Below are 15027 nucleotides of genomic sequence, written 5' to 3'. Positions count from 1 at the left end.
ACGGCGGGCCGGGCAGGATTCTGCCCGGCCCATCGCTGTGCGCCAAGAAAACCACACAGCAAAAAAAGGGAGAGAGTCTGTGGGACGTGTATCTGGAAAAGTCGCCCTCGTGACGGGTGCTGCAATGGGGATGGGCAAGTCCCACTCCGAACTTCTGGCGCGCGAAGGCGCGCATGTCTTCGTCACCGACCGCGACGTGGCGGCGGGTGAGGGGGTTGCCAAAGGCATCGTGGCCGCTGGCGGCAAGGCCGACTTCATCAGGCATGACGTGGCAAGCGCAGCCGACTGGGCCAACGCCATTGCCACCGTGCGCGCCAAGGCCGGGCGGCTCGACATTCTTGTCAACAACGCGGGCGTGCTGATCCTGAAGCCCCTGCACGAAACCACGCCCGAGGAATTCGACCTGACGATGAACGTCAACGTGAAGGGCGTCTATCTGGGCATCCGGGCCGCCGTGCCGCTGATGAAGGAAGCGGGCAAGGCGTCGATCGTCAACATCTCGTCGATCTACGGCATCGTCGGTGCGGCGATGGCGGGGGCCTATATCGGCTCCAAGGGTGCTGTGCGGATGCTGACGAAATCCTGCGCCGTCGATCTGGCGGATACCGGGATCCGGGTGAACTCGATCCACCCCGGCGTCATCGACACGCCGATGACCAAGGACCTGCTGCACGCCGATCCGGCCACGCGGCAGGCGATCCTGGGATCGACGCTGCTCAAGCGCCCGAGCAAGCCCGAGGAAGTGTCGAACGCGGTGCTCTTCCTTGCGTCCGACGAAGCCTCGTTCGTCCATGGTGCCGAGATCGTCGTCGACGGCGGCTATACCGCAAACTGACCCCAAAGCCTGCCCTGTCCGCCCGGCTCGACCGGGCGGACAGGGGATTTGAGAAAGGAAGCCCTCCCATGAAGGTATTGGTCCCGGTCAAGCGGGTGATCGACTACAACGTGAAGGTTCGGGTCAAGGCGGACGGGTCGGGGGTTGACCTTGCGAACGTCAAGATGTCGATGAACCCCTTCGACGAGATCGCGGTGGAAGAGGCGATCCGGCTGAAGGAGAAGGGCGTCGCGACGGAGGTCGTCGTCGTCTCGATCGGCGTCAAGCAGGCGCAAGAGACGCTGCGCAATGCGCTTGCGATGGGCGCGGACCGGGCGATCCTGATCGAGGCCGCCGCCGACGTCCACACCGATATCGAGCCGCTGGCCGTGGCCAAGCTGCTGGCTGCGGTCGTCAAGGAAGAGGCGCCGGGCCTCGTCCTCTGCGGCAAGCAGGCGATCGACAACGACATGAACGCCACGGGCCAGATGCTGGCCGCCCTGCTGGGCTGGAGCCAGGCGACCTTCGCCTCCGAGGTCGCCATCGAGGGCGACACGGCCCGCGTGACGCGCGAGGTGGACGGCGGGTTGCAGACGATTTCGGTCAAGCTGCCGACCATCATCACCGTCGATCTGCGCCTGAACGAGCCGCGCTATGCGTCCTTGCCGAACATCATGAAGGCCAAGGCCAAGCCCTTGGCCACCAAGACGCCCGCCGACTATGGCGTGGACGTCTCGCCCCGCCTGACGGTGGTCAAGACCGTTGAACCGGCGGGCCGCAAGGCGGGGGTCAAGGTGGCTTCCGTGGCCGAGCTGATCCAGAAACTGAAAGACGAAGCGGGGGTGATCTGAGATGGCCGTTCTTCTTCTTGCTGATGTGGTCGATGGCAAAATGGCGACCGACCAGGTGGCCAAGGCGCTGACCGCGGTGATGTCGCTGGGTCCGGTGACGGTGCTGGTCGCCGGTCCGGACGCCACTGCCGCAGCGGCCGAGGCCGCAACGCTGGACGGCGTGGCCAAGGTGCTTCTGGCCGAGGATGCGGCCTATGCCCATGGCTTGGCTGAACCCACCGCCGCGCTGATCGTGTCGCTGGCGGGCGACTACGAGCACATCGTCGCCGCCTCGGGCGCGCTGTCGAAGTCGGTGCTGCCGCGCGTGGCCGCGCTGCTCGACGTGATGGTGATCTCGGAAGTTCTCGCCGTGCATGACGGCTCGACCTTCGACCGCCCGATCTATGCCGGGAACGCGATCCAGACGGTCAGGACCTCGGATGCGAAGAAGGTCATGACCATCCGCACCGCGACCTTCGATGCGGTCGGCAAGGGCGGCAACGCCCCGGTCGAGAAGGTCTCGGCCAGCGTGGACGGCAGTCTCTCGGCCTGGGTCGAGGACAAGGTGGCGTCCAGCGACCGTCTGGAGCTGACCTCGGCCGGGATCGTGGTCTCGGGCGGGCGCGGCGTGGGCAGCCAGGCCGACTTCGCGCTGATCGAGAAGCTGGCGGACAAGCTGAATGCCGCTGTCGGGGCGTCCCGGGCGGCGGTGGACAGTGGCTACGCGCCGAACGACTGGCAGGTCGGCCAGACCGGCAAGGTCGTGGCGCCGGACCTTTATGTCGCGGTCGGCATCTCGGGTGCGATCCAGCATCTTGCGGGGATGAAGGACAGCAAGGTCATCGTCGCCATCAACAAGGACGAAGAGGCTCCGATCTTCCGGGTCGCCGACTATGGCTTGGTCGCCGACCTCTTCACGGCCATCCCGGAGTTGATCGAGAAGCTGTAAGCCTGCTACATTTGGAGCATCAATATGACCGACGTCTTCATCTGCGACTACATCCGCACGCCGATCGGCCGGTATGGCGGGGCACTGTCGTCGGTGCGCCCCGACGATCTGGGGGCCATTCCGCTCCGCGCGCTGATGGACCGCAACGCCGGCGTGGATTGGGAAGCGGTGGATGACGTGATCTTCGGCTGCGCTAATCAGGCGGGCGAGGACAACCGTAACGTGGCGCGCATGTCGCTGTTGCTGGCAGGTTTGCCGGTCGGAGTGACGGGGACCACGATCAACCGGCTTTGTGGCTCGGGGATGGACGCGGTGCTGACCTCGGCCCGCCAGATCGCCGCCGGCGAGGCGCAGCTGGTCATCGCGGGCGGTGTCGAAAGCATGAGCCGCGCCCCCTTCGTGATGCCCAAGGCCGACAGCGCCTTTTCCCGCAACGCCGAGATCTGCGACACCACCATCGGCTGGCGGCTGATCAATCCGGCGATGCATGCGGCCTGGGGCACGGATTCGATGCCGCAGACCGGGCAGAACGTGGCGGATGACTACGGCATCAGCCGCGAGGCGCAGGACGCGATGGCGCTGGCCAGCCAGGCCAAGGCGTCGGCCGCGCAAGCCAACGGGCGCCTCGCGCAAGAGATCACCCCGGTGACGATCCCGCAGCGCAAGGGCGAGGCGCTGGTGGTGGACCGCGACGAACACCCCCGCGCCACGACCCTCGACTCGCTGGGCAAGCTGAAGCCCCTGTTCCCGAACGGCTCGGTCACGGCGGGCAATGCCTCGGGCGTCAACGATGGCGCGGCAGCGCTGATCCTCGCCTCGGCGGCAGCTGCGCGCGTGCATGGGCTGACGCCGATCGCCCGCATCCTCGGCGGGGCGACCGCGGGCGTGCCGCCGCGCATCATGGGCATCGGCCCGGCGCCCGCGAGCCAGAAGCTGATGGCGAGGCTCGGTCTGACGCAGGCCGATTTCGACGTGATCGAACTGAACGAGGCCTTCGCCGCGCAAGGCGTGGCCACGCTGCGCCAGCTCGGGATCGCCGACGACGATACTCGGGTGAACCGCAACGGCGGGGCGATTGCGTTGGGTCATCCTTTGGGCATGTCGGGTGCGAGGATCACCGGCACGGCGGCGCTGGAATTGCGCCACACCCACGGCAGGCGCTCACTCTCTACCATGTGCATCGGCGTGGGGCAGGGCATCGCCATCGCGCTGGAACGGGTGTGAGTGTCCCTATATCTGCTCTGTCCTTTCGAATCCTTGACGAGCCGGAGTGCAGAGGCGCAGCCTTGCCGGGTGCTGGTCATGCGATTTTCGCTGATTGGGGAGACTGCACATGGTCGAGATTGTCAGGGGCAAGGAGGTCACTATCCGGTTCGACGCGTCGTTGTGCGTCCACTCGCGCAACTGCGTTCTGAGCCATCCCGAGGTCTTTGTGCCGAATGTGAAGGGTGAGTGGATCTACCCCGATGCCGCGTCCGTCGAGACGGTCATGCTGATCGGCCTCACCTGTCCGTCGGGAGCGATCAGCGTCAGCCGCAATGACGGCGCGCAGACCACGGAACAGTCGCCAGTGGTGAACACGGTTCGGGTGCGGGAAAACGGCCCCCTGGCGATCGAGGCGGACCTGCGGTTGCGCGGAGAACCGCTGGGCCGGGTGCGGGCCACCCTCTGCCGCTGCGGCCAATCGCAGACCAAGCCCTTCTGCGACGGCTCGCATACCGCTGCCGGATTCGCAGCGACGGGCGAACCGGCGGCAAAGGACACCCCAACGCTGGAGGCGCGCGACGGGCCCGTCGATCTGCTGCCGCAACCGAACGGGCCGTTGAAGACCACCGGCAACCTGGAGGTCGTCAGCGGCACGGGCCGGACGGTCAACAAAGTGCGTCAGGCCTTTTTCTGCCGTTGCGGCGCGTCGCAGAACAAGCCGTATTGCGATGGCAGCCACAAGGCGGCTGGCTTCGTGGCGGAGTAGCGGGCGAAGGCGCGGCCGGGCGTCTTGCTTCGCGTTCGGCTTCTGCAGCCAAGGGCAACCACCCGGCAGTCGCCCAGGATTTCAAGGCGGCCGTTGCGGACGTGGACGCGGTTCCTTTCGTTACACCGGAATAGAACCTCTCGATCCCGGGTGGGCTGCGGAACGCCATCGACTGGACGAGCCGCCCCCGAGGACAGAACTCGTTAAACCGTAAGCCATTGGGCATCATCGGAACCTCGCCTGGGGCTATCGGCACTGCCGTTGGACAGCAGTACCTGAAGAGCATCCTTAGCTTCTGCAACTCCCCGATGATGAATGCGATCGAAGCCTATATCCAGTTCACGCCGGACCTGATTTCCGACGATGGCAATGTCAGCGTTGGATCGACCGAGACGTTCCTGCGCAATTATTTGAGCGACTTCAGCAACTTCGTCGAGCGGGTTCCGACTGACTGTCCTCGCACCACGTAGCATTTCGGGGGCGGGAACGCTGCGACGCACAACACTTTCTAACTTTACAAATTGAAGATAAATCGTGAAGTTGAGGCAGATAACTTTTGGGAATATTGATCTTGACCGAGCCCCGTTTCGCCACTCGCCTGAACTCCTTCGCTTCCGCAGCGCACATTGCGTGGCCGGGTATCAAAGGCAAACCCAGCGTCTTGCAGATGGCCGAGCGCGCCGCGCGCGTTCAGGGCCTGACTGACCTTGATCTCAATTTTCCCGATCATCTTGGCGAAGATCCGCGCGAGTTGGCAAAGAAGCTAGGCGATCTCGGGCTTGCGATTAACGGCTTTGCCATGCGCTATTACACCAACCCGGCATTCAAGCTCGGGGCGTTCACCCATCCTGACGCTGCTGTCCGGCGGGAGGCAATCGATCTTACCAAGAAGGGGATCGACGCTGCCCGCGAGGTGGGTTCAAGCCTCATGACGCTGTGGCTCGGCCAAGACGGTTTCGACTACGCGTTCCAGGCGGACTACGCCCGCTTGTGGCAACACGAAATTGATGGAATTCGTGAAGTTTGTGAGCATGATCCCGATTGCATGATCAGCATCGAGTATAAGCCGAACGAGCCGCGATCCTACAGCCTGATGCCTGATGCGGCAACGACGCTGCTGGCGATCCGCGATGTTGGTGCAGACAATCTTGGTGTCACGCTCGACTTTGCCCATGTTCTTTATGCCGACGAGCAACCGGCCTTTGCTGCAGCCCTGATTGCCAGACACAGCAAGCTTCTCGGCGTCCATCTGAACGATGGTTATGCCAAGCGGGACGATGGTCTCATGGTTGGCGCCGTACACACGGTCCAGACAATTGAACTGCTGCGGCAGATCCGTCGTGATGGCTACGACGGTGCCATCTATTTCGACACATTCCCAGACATGACCGGACTTGATCCGGTTCACGAATGCGAGGTGAACATCGCGACCGTCAAGCGGATGCTGAATGTCGTTGATCGCCTCGAGCAGGACAATCGCCTCACTGGTGCGATTGACCGCCAGGATGCCGTGGCGGCCCAGGCCATTTTGCAGGAGCTGATGCTCGGGGCCAACACGTAACGCCATTATCATGAAACTCGGGAGGAACCGATGAATAGACTTTTGACGCTTGCCGTGGCGGCGAGCCTCTGGGCCGGCGCAGCCTTTGCTCAAGATCTTGCCCCGCTCAATTCTGACTCTGAGCCAGATCGGATGGACTGGTCTGAACTGGAAGCAAAGTTCGGCGCATTTCCGGCAATCCCCGCCGGTACCAAAGCCGGTGGCGTTTCCAAGACCCTGACGAACGAATACTGGCGTTCGCTCGGCGAGGGCTACAAGGCCTTTGCCGATAGGGTCGGCGTCGAGAGTGTCTATCAGGCCGCGCAAAGCGAGGGAGACCAGCTGGGCCAGCTGACGATTGCCGAAGGCATGGTCACGCAGGGCTATAACGTTCTTCTCCTGTCGCCGCAGACCGACGCCAACCTGCAGCCGATCATGGAGCAGGCCAAGGCTGCCGGCGTGCCGGTCGTCAATGTAAACGACGCCGTTATCCCGCAAGCCGAGCACTATGTCGGAAACGTTCAGCGCGACAATGGCGTGCGCGTCGCCAAGTGGTTCATCGATAATCGCCCGGAAGGTGGCAAGGTTGCCATTGTTGAAGGACAGGCCGGTGTCTATGCGGCCGTGCAGCGGACCGATGGCTTCAGAAAGACAATTGAAGAATCCGGCAAGTTCCAGGTCGTGGCCAGCGTGCCCGGCAACTGGGATCGCCAGATGTCCTATGATGCGGCAACCAACATCCTGCAGCAGCATCCGGATCTCGTTGGCTTCTATGCTAACAATGATGGCATGGCGCTTGGCATCGTCGAAGCGGTAAAGGCCGCCGGCCTGCTTGAAAAGGTTGCCGTTTTCGGCACAGACGGTATTTCCGATGCCTATGCCTCGATCAAAGCAGGTGAGCTGACTGGCACCGTCGACAGCTTCCCGGTTCTGACCGGTGAAGTTGGTATGGAAGTCGCTCTGCGTCTCGTCGCCGGCCAGGATCTGCCGCGTGTCGTCGCAACACCCCAGGCGCTGATCACCAAGGACAATGTCGCCGAGTTCCAGGGCGAAGGCGTCGATCTTCGTGCCGTGCTGATGAAGGCTGCCGGCAAGTAAGGCCTCCCAAGGCAGGTGGTCGGTCCGCTCTGGACCGGCCGCCGATCCTCACGAAGGGCACAGAGATCATGACCACTGCCAGACTAGCTTTCGAAGGCATGACGAAGGTGTTTCCGAGCGTACGTGCCCTGTCCGATGTCTCCTTTCAGATTGCACCCGGCGAAATCCATGCACTGCTTGGTGAAAACGGGGCAGGTAAGTCGACCCTGCTGCGTATCTTGTCCGGGGTCTTCAAGCCGACAAGCGGGCAGCTTTTGATCGATGGCGTGGCTCAGGCCTTCAGGACACCTGAGAGCGCTCGCCTTGCCGGTGTTGCGATGATTCACCAGGAACTGCAGCAAGTGCCGCACCTGACCGTCGCCCAGAACATGTTCCTAGGGCACCCGATTACCTGGGCAGGTGGGCTCTTGGTAAACCGGCGCGAGCAGGAAAGGCGGGCTGCCGAAGCGCTAGCGATGATCGATGCTTCGATTGATCCCGCAGCGCCGATATCGTCACTGAAAGTGGCGCAGCGGCAGGTGGTCGAAATCGCCCGCGCTTTGCTCGACAAGGCCAAGATTATTGCCATGGACGAGCCAACTTCAAGCCTCACGCCGAGCGAATTTGAGAGCCTTGCGGAGGTCATCAAGCGGTTAGCCGCGAGCGGCGTAACAATCATCTATGTTTCCCACAAGATGGACGAGGTATTCGGAATCTGCGAGCGCGCAAGCGTGATGCGGGACGGCCGGCTGGTTGGTGTCGTTGACCTCAAGCAGACTGAGCCGGCCGACGTCATCTCGATGATGGTCGGCAGGGAACTGCAGGCAGAAGAGCATGTGTCCCACGCGACCCGGGATGTCCGTATCGAAGCGCGCAATCTCTCCTCTGCCAAGGTCCGGGATGTTTCCTTTGACCTACACAAGGGGGAAGTGCTCGGCATTGCCGGTTTGGTTGGTTCTGGCCGCACGGAACTGCTTCGTCTCATCGCGGGTGCCGATAGGGCGACTGGCGGAACCATCCAGATCGACGGGTCGACCCTGACACTTTCCAATCCGCGTGCTGCCATTGCGGCGGGTATTGGCCTTCTGCCTGAGGAACGCAAGCGTGAAGGCATAATTCCCGGCCGTTCGGTTACCAACAATGTCGCGCTGCCATCGATGAAACGTTTCGCGCCCGCTGGCATCATCCGGCATGGGGCCTTGAGGCGTACAGCGGCCGAATTGTTGACCCGCGTCAACCTTCGCCCGTTTCTGCTCGATCGACCAATTCGCCTGTTCAGTGGTGGCAATCAGCAGAAGGCAATCATTGCCCGGTGGCTGGCCGCGGGATCCAAGATTTTGCTGTTCGACGAGCCGACACGTGGCATCGATGTCGGTGCCAAGTCCGAAATCTACAATCTCATCGAGGAACTCGCCTGCGAAGGTCATTCCGTGGTGGTCGTTTCATCTGAACTCCCCGAAGTCATGCGTGTGTCCGACAGGGTCCTCGTCATGCGCGAGGGGACGGTGGTGGCCGAACTGCAGCGCGAAGAACTCACAGAGCAAGCCATTGTTTCTCATGCCGTCGGCAAGGGACTTCGTGCCCCCGCCCGGCAAAGCCAACAGGAATGAATGTCATGTCCGATACAACGCTTCATGCGGCCGCAACACAGTCGAAACTGCTTGGATCATTGTCTCTTCGCGATGCCGGCACTTTGATCGGACTGATTATCATCATCGCTATCTTCGGCCTGCTCGTTCCCGATTTCCTGTCGCAAAGGAACCTCGTCAACATCCTGCAGCAATCGAGCATCAATGCCTGCCTGGCGCTCGGTATGACGCTGGTCATCATCTCCGGAGGCATTGATCTTTCGGTCGGCCCTACGGCTGCCATCGCCGCCGTCATTACGGCAGCCCTTTTGGTCTCTGGTACGCCGATCCCGCTCGCTATTCTAGCCGGCCTTGGCATTGGCGTCATCTGTGGCTTGGTCAACGGTGTTCTCGTTGCCTATATCGGACTTCAGCCCTTCATCGTGACGCTTGGAACGCTCAGCACCTATCGCGCTATTGCCCTGATCTATACCGGAGGCAATCCGGTCTTTGGACTGCCACCGGAGTTCCGCTCCCTGTTTAATGGATCGGTCGCCGGCATTCCCAACTCGGTCCTTATGGTTGCAGTTGTGGCAATCCTTGCCTGGGTTCTTCTCAAGAAGACACCACTTGGCGAGTATCTGCTGGCTGTCGGCGGCAATGAAGAGGCCGCTTATGTGGCTGGCGTGCCGATCGCGATCACCAAGATCACGGCCTATGTGATCTCCGGTGCGTTGGCAGCCCTTGCCTCGATGATCCTGATCGGACGCCTGGGTGCTGCCGAACCTATCCTTGGCAACCTTTGGGAACTGGACGCGATCGCGGCTGCAGCCATCGGCGGCGCCTCCTTGATGGGTGGCAAGGGCAGTGTCGTCGGTACGCTTCTTGGTGCGATCATTCTCGGTAGCATGCGCAATGGTCTCACGTTGATGAACGTTCAGGCCTTCTATCAACTGCTGGCGACCGGCCTTATAATTCTCGTGGCGATGATGATCGATCGCGTAACGAGAGGCCGTGGATGAATTCCCTGAATGACTTGAAGGCGGTAGGCCCGCGCATCCGAATGATGATGCCTCATCTCACGCCCCTGGAGGCGCGGGTCGTTGAAACTGTGTTTGCGCTGCGCAATTTCACAGACGAAACGGCGCTGAAGGACATCGCGGCAGAAGCGGGGGTATCCGAAGCGATGGTGGTCAAGATCACCAAGAAGCTCGGTTTTTCCGGCTACCGAGACTTCAGGTCTGCCGTCACACAGTACAATCAGCTGCCGACTGCTGAAATGCATCAGGAACTGTCGATCGAGGATACCTCTCGCGAGATCATCCAAAAGGTGTTCCGGACCTCGATCAACGCACTCGAAGAGACGCTCGCGATCATAGACATGGACGCCTTCGATCGTGCGGCGGATCTGGTCAATCAGTCTGGGCAGCGTGATTTCTACGGTGTTGGCGGATCAGCCCAGATTGCCCGCGATGTCGCCCACAAGTTCTTGCGCATTGGCATTCGTGCCAACGTACAGGACGATTCGCATATGATGCTGATGTCAGCCGCGCTGCTCGGTCCGCAGGACATCGCTATTGGATTTTCCCATTCCGGCAATACGACGGCCGTCATCGAGGCAATCCAGTTGGCTCGGAAGAACGGCGCGCGAACGATTGCGATTACCAACTACAATTCATCCGCGCTGGCGCAGGTGGCCGATATCGTTCTCTGCTCCACGGCTCAGGGCTCACCGCTGATGGGGGAGAATGCCGCCGCTCGCATTGCTCAGCTCAACATTCTGGACGCCCTCTTCGTTGCCGTCGCGCAAAGGAATTACGGTGTCGCGGAGAAGAACCTGCAAAAGACAATGGCTGCGGTCATGTCGAAACGCAAAGACAAGATTGTGTAAGGAAGCATGTCTCAGGTCATCGTTTTTGGAAGCCTTCATTACGACATTATCGTCCACGGCCCAGGACGTCCACGCAAGGGCGAGACCGTGGCCGGCGAGCGCTGGTTGCCAAAATGCGGTGGCAAGGGTGGCAATCAGGCAATAGCTGCGGCCAAAACCGGTGTTATCACGGCAATGATCGGCGCCGTAGCCGATGACGAATTCGGACGCGTTCTCGTGGCTAACCAGGTAAGTGGACAGGTCGACAGCAGGTTCATTCGCGTCGTCGAAGGTGCCGGAAGCGGCATGAGTGTGGCGATTTTCGACCAGGACGGTGACTACGGCGCGGTGATCGTGTCGGGTAGCAATCTTGATTTGGGACAGGTCGATGTCGATGCTGCTGCTGAACTCTTTGCCCAAGGCGGCGTCCTCGTCCTGCAGAACGAGATCCCAGATGCGGCAAATGTGGCAGCGGCGCGGGCGACGCGATTGGCAGGAGGCCGTGTCATACTCAATGCGGCACCCGCGCGGGAGCTTTCGACGGACCTCATAGGGCTCGTGGACGTTATCGTCGTTAACCAGGTCGAAGCTGAGCAACTTACCCGGGGTCCGGTTGTAGAAACTCTTGAGGGCGCACTGGGTGCGGCCCGCCTTCTGGCCCAAATCTATCCTGTTGCCGTGGTGACAGCCGGCGGCGAAGGTGTGGCCTGCGCTACGGCTGAGGGGCTGGAGTTGGCGGTGCCCGCGCTTAAAGTGGAGCTTGTCAGCACGCATGGTGCCGGTGACGAATTTACGGGTGTGCTAGCCGCCGAACTTGCAAGGGGCATGGAGATCACAGTCGCCATTGATGCCGCCAATCAAGCCGCTGCTTCCCTTGTCAGCGGAGTGAGTCTGAGAGTCGGCTAGTGCAACGAGTACTAAGTTGAAGAATTGGTGTCATACGGCGCTTTCTACGGCTGAAGTTCCATAATTACTATTATCGGTGCAGCCCCTATAGCAGGGTGCGCGCTATTCCCAAGTGCGACTTCTGTTTGAAACCAATAGGTTATCAAACAGGAGGATTGTGTCATGGGATCAAAATACAGCCACCTGACGCTGGAGGAGCGCCGCAAGATTGAACGCTGGCGCCAGGCGAAAGTGTCACCTTGCCGAATGGCGAAGATCCTTGGGCGGCACCGATCAACGATTTTTCGAGAATTGAAACGCAACCATTTTCAAGATGAACAGTTGCCGGACATCGTCGGCTATTTTGCTGTGGCGGCCCACCAGGAATGCGCCACGCGTCGGTCACGAAAACGAAAACTGATCAAGCATTCGGATCTGCGTCATCTTGTGACCGATCGCATCAAGGATGGCTGGACGCCGGAACAGATTGCCGGACGCATGAGATACGAAGGCGCCTCCCACCGGGTCTGCCAGGAAACGATCTACCGTTATATCTATTCGAAGGAAGGCCTTGCCCAGGAGCTGTGGTGGTACTTGCCGACACATCGAAAGTCTCGAAAGCCCAGACGAGCGAGAAAGCGCCTGCCACCCAAATTCCATCGTGACGTCAGCATCTTGTTCCGGCCAGATGCCGTGGCACATCGGCAGGAGTTCGGGCACTGGGAAGGTGATTTAATGCTGTTCAAACAGCACTTTGGTTCTGGCAACGTTACGTCCCTGGTGGAACGCGTCACCCGGTTCACCTTGCTTTTAAAGAATGACAACAGAAGAACACATTTGGTGCTTGGCAAGGTCATCGATGCGATCCGCCACCTGCCAATCCGTTCCCGAAAATCCATCACGTTCGATCGAGGAACCGAGTTTGTGGCCTGGCCGCATCTTCAAGCGGAAATCGGTACACAAACCTGGTTCTGTGATCCATCTGCCCCCTGGCAGAAAGGCACCGTGGAAAACACCAACCGACGTGCCCGACGATGGCTTCCCCGCAAACTCAATATGAGCCGGGTCACCGATCTTGAGTTGAAAGGGATCTGTGACCGGCTCAATGCGACGCCCCGGAAATGCCTTGGTTGGAAGACGCCGGCCGAAGTCTTCAGGGAGAAGATGCTGGCGCAATGAGTGAACGCCCCCTACCCTTGCAATCCGCAGAAGTCGCACTTCAAGTATCGCTCACAAGCCATTTAGTAATGCGACACTTGGGCCAGTTAGAGATGCGACACCTCCCGTCCGTCTGACGCTGGTCAATATCAACGTTGGAAGGAAGACTGGCTTCGGCACGCCTAAGCGCTGACGGAGCTGCAATGTCTTTGATCACCATGTCGCAACATGAACTAAACCGGCTGGAAGCCATCCAGAAGATCCGCGATCGAAGATTGAGTATCGTTGACGCTGCCAGGCTTCTGAGCCTCAGCCGGAGCCAGGTCCATCGGCTCTTGCAGGCTTACGAGCGTGACGGTGCCGCTGGTCTTGTTTCCGGCAAGCGTGGCCGTCCCAGCAACCGCCGTCACAGCGACGAGTTTCGCAATGCCGTCCTCGACCTGGTGCGCGAGCATTATCACGACTTCGGTCCAACCCTGGCCCGTGAGAAGCTGCTTGAGCTTCATCAGATTGCCGTCGGCAAAGAGACCTTGCGCCAATGGATGACGGAAGCTGGTATTTGGAAGTCGCGGCGCGAACGCAAGCAGCGGATCTTTCAGCCGCGCGGCCGGCGCGATTGCCTCGGTGAACTCGTCCAGATCGATGGTTCGCATCACTGGTGGCTCGAGAACCGCGGCCCCAAATGTGCCTTGCTCGTCTACATCGACGACGCGACCGGCAAGCTGCTACATCTGCGTTTTGCGTTATCCGAGAACACCTTCGACTACCTCCTGGCAACTAAGGCCTATCTGGAACAATGGGGAAAGCCGCTTGCATTCTACAGCGACAAACACGGGGTTTTCCGGACCACACATGCGTCCGAGATGGACCGGACCAGCGGGCTAACGCAATTTGGCCGCGCTCTTTACGAGCTTAACATCGACATCGTCTGCGCCAACACCCCGCAAGCCAAAGGCCGGGTCGAGCGCGCCAACAGAACTCTTCAGGACCGGCTGGTGAAGGAATTGCGTTTGCGCGGTATCAACACGCTTGAAGAGGCCAACGCTTTCGCTCCGGAATTCATCGCGGATTTTAACCACCGTTTTGGCAAGGAGCCGCGCAATCCGAAGGACATGCATCGCCCCTTGGCCGATCATGAGAACCTGGATGGCGCCATGTGCCGGAAGGAGATCCGCACGGTGTCACAGGCTCTGACGCTACGCTATGAGAAGGTGATTTTCATTCTGGATCCGACGGATTACGCCAAGATACTGCCCCGCCAGAAGGTGATCGTCTGCGACTATCCCGACGGCCGCCTGGAGATCATGCACGAGGGCACCCTTCTCCCGTACAGAACATTCGATACCTTGCGGTCAATTCACAGAACCAGGGTTGTTGAGAACAAGCGGTTGGACGACATTCTGTCGGTTGTGGCCGAGATGCAGGAAGGCCGGGAGCAGCACCGGCGTCGGCATGGCCCCTCTCGTGCCGGTCAGAAGGACCACATGTTCGGCATCCCGGACGGCAGCGTGAGCAACGGCTATCAGAAGCGTGGCCGCAAGCCCGGACGCCGATCGGATTTCATGAATGATCCGGAAGTGAATGCTAGAAGGAAGAAGGCGCTGGCGAGGATAGAAGCGGCGGAGTGATCGGCCAATATCGGTCCCATCCTCTAAGTGATGCTACGCGCAGCTGGATATTGCAATGCACTATTTTCTGTATTGAGCACAGGTGGACAACCGCCCCAGCCGGGCGCAGAAAACGGGACGGCCTGGTATCTTCGTTGAGATTTTCATTCAGTTTCAGCTGGATCGTCTTTGCTATGAATAAGCTTCGAAAGTCTTGCACTGGTCCTGATCGTCCTCGTTAGTCCAGTCGGCGCGCAGTTGAGATATTGGTCAACTCGCAATATGGATGATGAACGCATAATCAGCTATCTGAATAATATGGATGCGCTCGTTCAGAAAGCACAGGCGAGCAAGAATACCGAATGAGCTGGAACCTTCGCGATTGGGCACGGATCATAAAGCGCGACGTCGCTGCTCTTTGCAGCGCGAGCCGAGATCCGCGTGTTCCGTGGTACGCGAAGGCCCTCGCCATTGTCGTTGCTGGCTATGCCCTTTCCCCCATTGACCTAATCCCCGACTTCATACCCGTACTTGGTTACCTGGATGATGTCGTGCTTCTGCCGCTCGGTATTTATTTCGTCATTAAGCTCATTCCACCCGAGATCATGGCGGAGCACCGGGAACTAGCAGCCGCTGCCGCCGAACGACCGGTTAGCCGTATCGCTGCCGCGATTATCATCGCATGCTGGGTTGTGGCATTTGCTCTTACGATTTGGTTCTTGCACGGTTACTTTTCCACATAGCATTCAGACACAGC

The 15027-nt window shown here is 60.2% G+C and carries 14 protein-coding genes and 1 pseudogene; all 15 read left to right on the top strand.

Annotated elements, in window-relative coordinates; genetic code table 11:
* The first annotated feature begins 79 nt into the window (after nt 1-79).
* Nucleotides 80-835 carry an SDR family NAD(P)-dependent oxidoreductase gene (locus O6760_RS32595; RefSeq protein WP_050474497.1) on the top strand — a complete coding sequence of 252 codons (756 nt, stop codon included), beginning with the start codon at nt 80-82 and terminating at the stop codon, nt 833-835.
* A 68-nt stretch (nt 836-903) separates the two neighbouring features.
* A complete protein-coding gene (locus O6760_RS32590) occupies nt 904-1665 on the top strand; it encodes an electron transfer flavoprotein subunit beta/FixA family protein (protein ID WP_050474498.1) in 762 nt (253 codons plus the stop codon).
* Between the two features lies 1 nt (nt 1666).
* Complete coding sequence (locus O6760_RS32585; protein ID WP_152508037.1) at nt 1667-2593, top strand: electron transfer flavoprotein subunit alpha/FixB family protein; 927 nt, start codon at nt 1667-1669, stop codon at nt 2591-2593.
* Between the two features lie 24 nt (nt 2594-2617).
* Nucleotides 2618-3817 carry a 3-oxoadipyl-CoA thiolase gene (gene pcaF / locus O6760_RS32580; RefSeq protein WP_050474500.1) on the top strand — a complete coding sequence of 400 codons (1200 nt, stop codon included), beginning with the start codon at nt 2618-2620 and terminating at the stop codon, nt 3815-3817.
* A gap of 109 nt (nt 3818-3926) precedes the next feature.
* Nucleotides 3927-4565: a CDGSH iron-sulfur domain-containing protein gene (locus O6760_RS32575; protein WP_050474501.1), complete on the top strand. Its 639-nt coding sequence runs from the start codon at nt 3927-3929 to the stop codon at nt 4563-4565.
* 56 nt (nt 4566-4621) lie between these two features.
* Nucleotides 4622-5035 (top strand): annotated as a pseudogene (locus tag O6760_RS32570) (NADPH-dependent FMN reductase); the annotation flags it as partial.
* Nucleotides 5036-5136: 101 nt separating this feature from the next.
* The gene (locus O6760_RS32565; protein WP_152508038.1) at nt 5137-6126 is read left to right on the top strand and encodes a TIM barrel protein; all 990 of its coding nucleotides are present in this window, start codon (nt 5137-5139) and stop codon (nt 6124-6126) included.
* Nucleotides 6127-6156: 30 nt separating this feature from the next.
* Nucleotides 6157-7203 (top strand): sugar ABC transporter substrate-binding protein, encoded by a 1047-nt coding sequence (locus tag O6760_RS32560; RefSeq protein ID WP_152508039.1) that lies wholly within the window; start codon nt 6157-6159, stop codon nt 7201-7203.
* A gap of 68 nt (nt 7204-7271) precedes the next feature.
* On the top strand, nt 7272-8792 hold the full coding sequence (locus O6760_RS32555) for a sugar ABC transporter ATP-binding protein (protein WP_152508040.1): 1521 nt from the start codon (nt 7272-7274) through the stop codon (nt 8790-8792).
* Between the two features lie 5 nt (nt 8793-8797).
* Nucleotides 8798-9772 (top strand): ABC transporter permease, encoded by a 975-nt coding sequence (locus O6760_RS32550; protein WP_152508041.1) that lies wholly within the window; start codon nt 8798-8800, stop codon nt 9770-9772.
* Nucleotides 9769-10641, top strand: coding sequence for a MurR/RpiR family transcriptional regulator (locus tag O6760_RS32545; RefSeq protein WP_152508042.1), 873 nt, complete (start codon nt 9769-9771; stop codon nt 10639-10641). The genes O6760_RS32550 and O6760_RS32545 overlap by 4 nt, the downstream gene beginning before the upstream one ends.
* A 6-nt stretch (nt 10642-10647) precedes the next feature.
* Nucleotides 10648-11526: a ribokinase gene (locus O6760_RS32540; RefSeq protein ID WP_152508043.1), complete on the top strand. Its 879-nt coding sequence runs from the start codon at nt 10648-10650 to the stop codon at nt 11524-11526.
* 162 nt (nt 11527-11688) lie between these two features.
* A complete protein-coding gene (locus O6760_RS32535; protein ID WP_077294751.1) occupies nt 11689-12684 on the top strand; it encodes an IS30 family transposase in 996 nt (331 codons plus the stop codon).
* Nucleotides 12685-12866: 182 nt separating this feature from the next.
* Nucleotides 12867-14291: an ISNCY family transposase gene (locus tag O6760_RS32530; RefSeq protein WP_152508018.1), complete on the top strand. Its 1425-nt coding sequence runs from the start codon at nt 12867-12869 to the stop codon at nt 14289-14291.
* 341 nt (nt 14292-14632) lie between these two features.
* The gene (locus tag O6760_RS32525) at nt 14633-15013 is read left to right on the top strand and encodes a YkvA family protein (RefSeq protein ID WP_152508017.1); all 381 of its coding nucleotides are present in this window, start codon (nt 14633-14635) and stop codon (nt 15011-15013) included.
* Nucleotides 15014-15027 lie beyond the last annotated feature (14 nt).

It is taken from the genome of Roseibium sp. Sym1, from assembly GCF_027359675.1.
GTDB lineage: Bacteria > Pseudomonadota > Alphaproteobacteria > Rhizobiales > Stappiaceae > Roseibium.
This window is presented reverse-complemented; position numbering and strand designations above follow the sequence as displayed.

Coding starts and splice junctions, on each gene's coding strand:
- O6760_RS32590 (WP_050474498.1), top strand. CDS start 904: ATGAAGGTATTGGTCCCGGTCAAGCGGGTGATCGACTACAACGTGAAG.
- O6760_RS32585 (WP_152508037.1), top strand. CDS start 1,667: ATGGCCGTTCTTCTTCTTGCTGATGTGGTCGATGGCAAAATGGCGACC.
- pcaF (WP_050474500.1), top strand. CDS start 2,618: ATGACCGACGTCTTCATCTGCGACTACATCCGCACGCCGATCGGCCGG.
- O6760_RS32575 (WP_050474501.1), top strand. CDS start 3,927: ATGGTCGAGATTGTCAGGGGCAAGGAGGTCACTATCCGGTTCGACGCG.
- O6760_RS32560 (WP_152508039.1), top strand. CDS start 6,157: ATGAATAGACTTTTGACGCTTGCCGTGGCGGCGAGCCTCTGGGCCGGC.
- O6760_RS32555 (WP_152508040.1), top strand. CDS start 7,272: ATGACCACTGCCAGACTAGCTTTCGAAGGCATGACGAAGGTGTTTCCG.
- O6760_RS32550 (WP_152508041.1), top strand. CDS start 8,798: ATGTCCGATACAACGCTTCATGCGGCCGCAACACAGTCGAAACTGCTT.
- O6760_RS32545 (WP_152508042.1), top strand. CDS start 9,769: ATGAATTCCCTGAATGACTTGAAGGCGGTAGGCCCGCGCATCCGAATG.
- O6760_RS32540 (WP_152508043.1), top strand. CDS start 10,648: ATGTCTCAGGTCATCGTTTTTGGAAGCCTTCATTACGACATTATCGTC.
- O6760_RS32535 (WP_077294751.1), top strand. CDS start 11,689: ATGGGATCAAAATACAGCCACCTGACGCTGGAGGAGCGCCGCAAGATT.
- O6760_RS32530 (WP_152508018.1), top strand. CDS start 12,867: ATGTCTTTGATCACCATGTCGCAACATGAACTAAACCGGCTGGAAGCC.
- O6760_RS32525 (WP_152508017.1), top strand. CDS start 14,633: ATGAGCTGGAACCTTCGCGATTGGGCACGGATCATAAAGCGCGACGTC.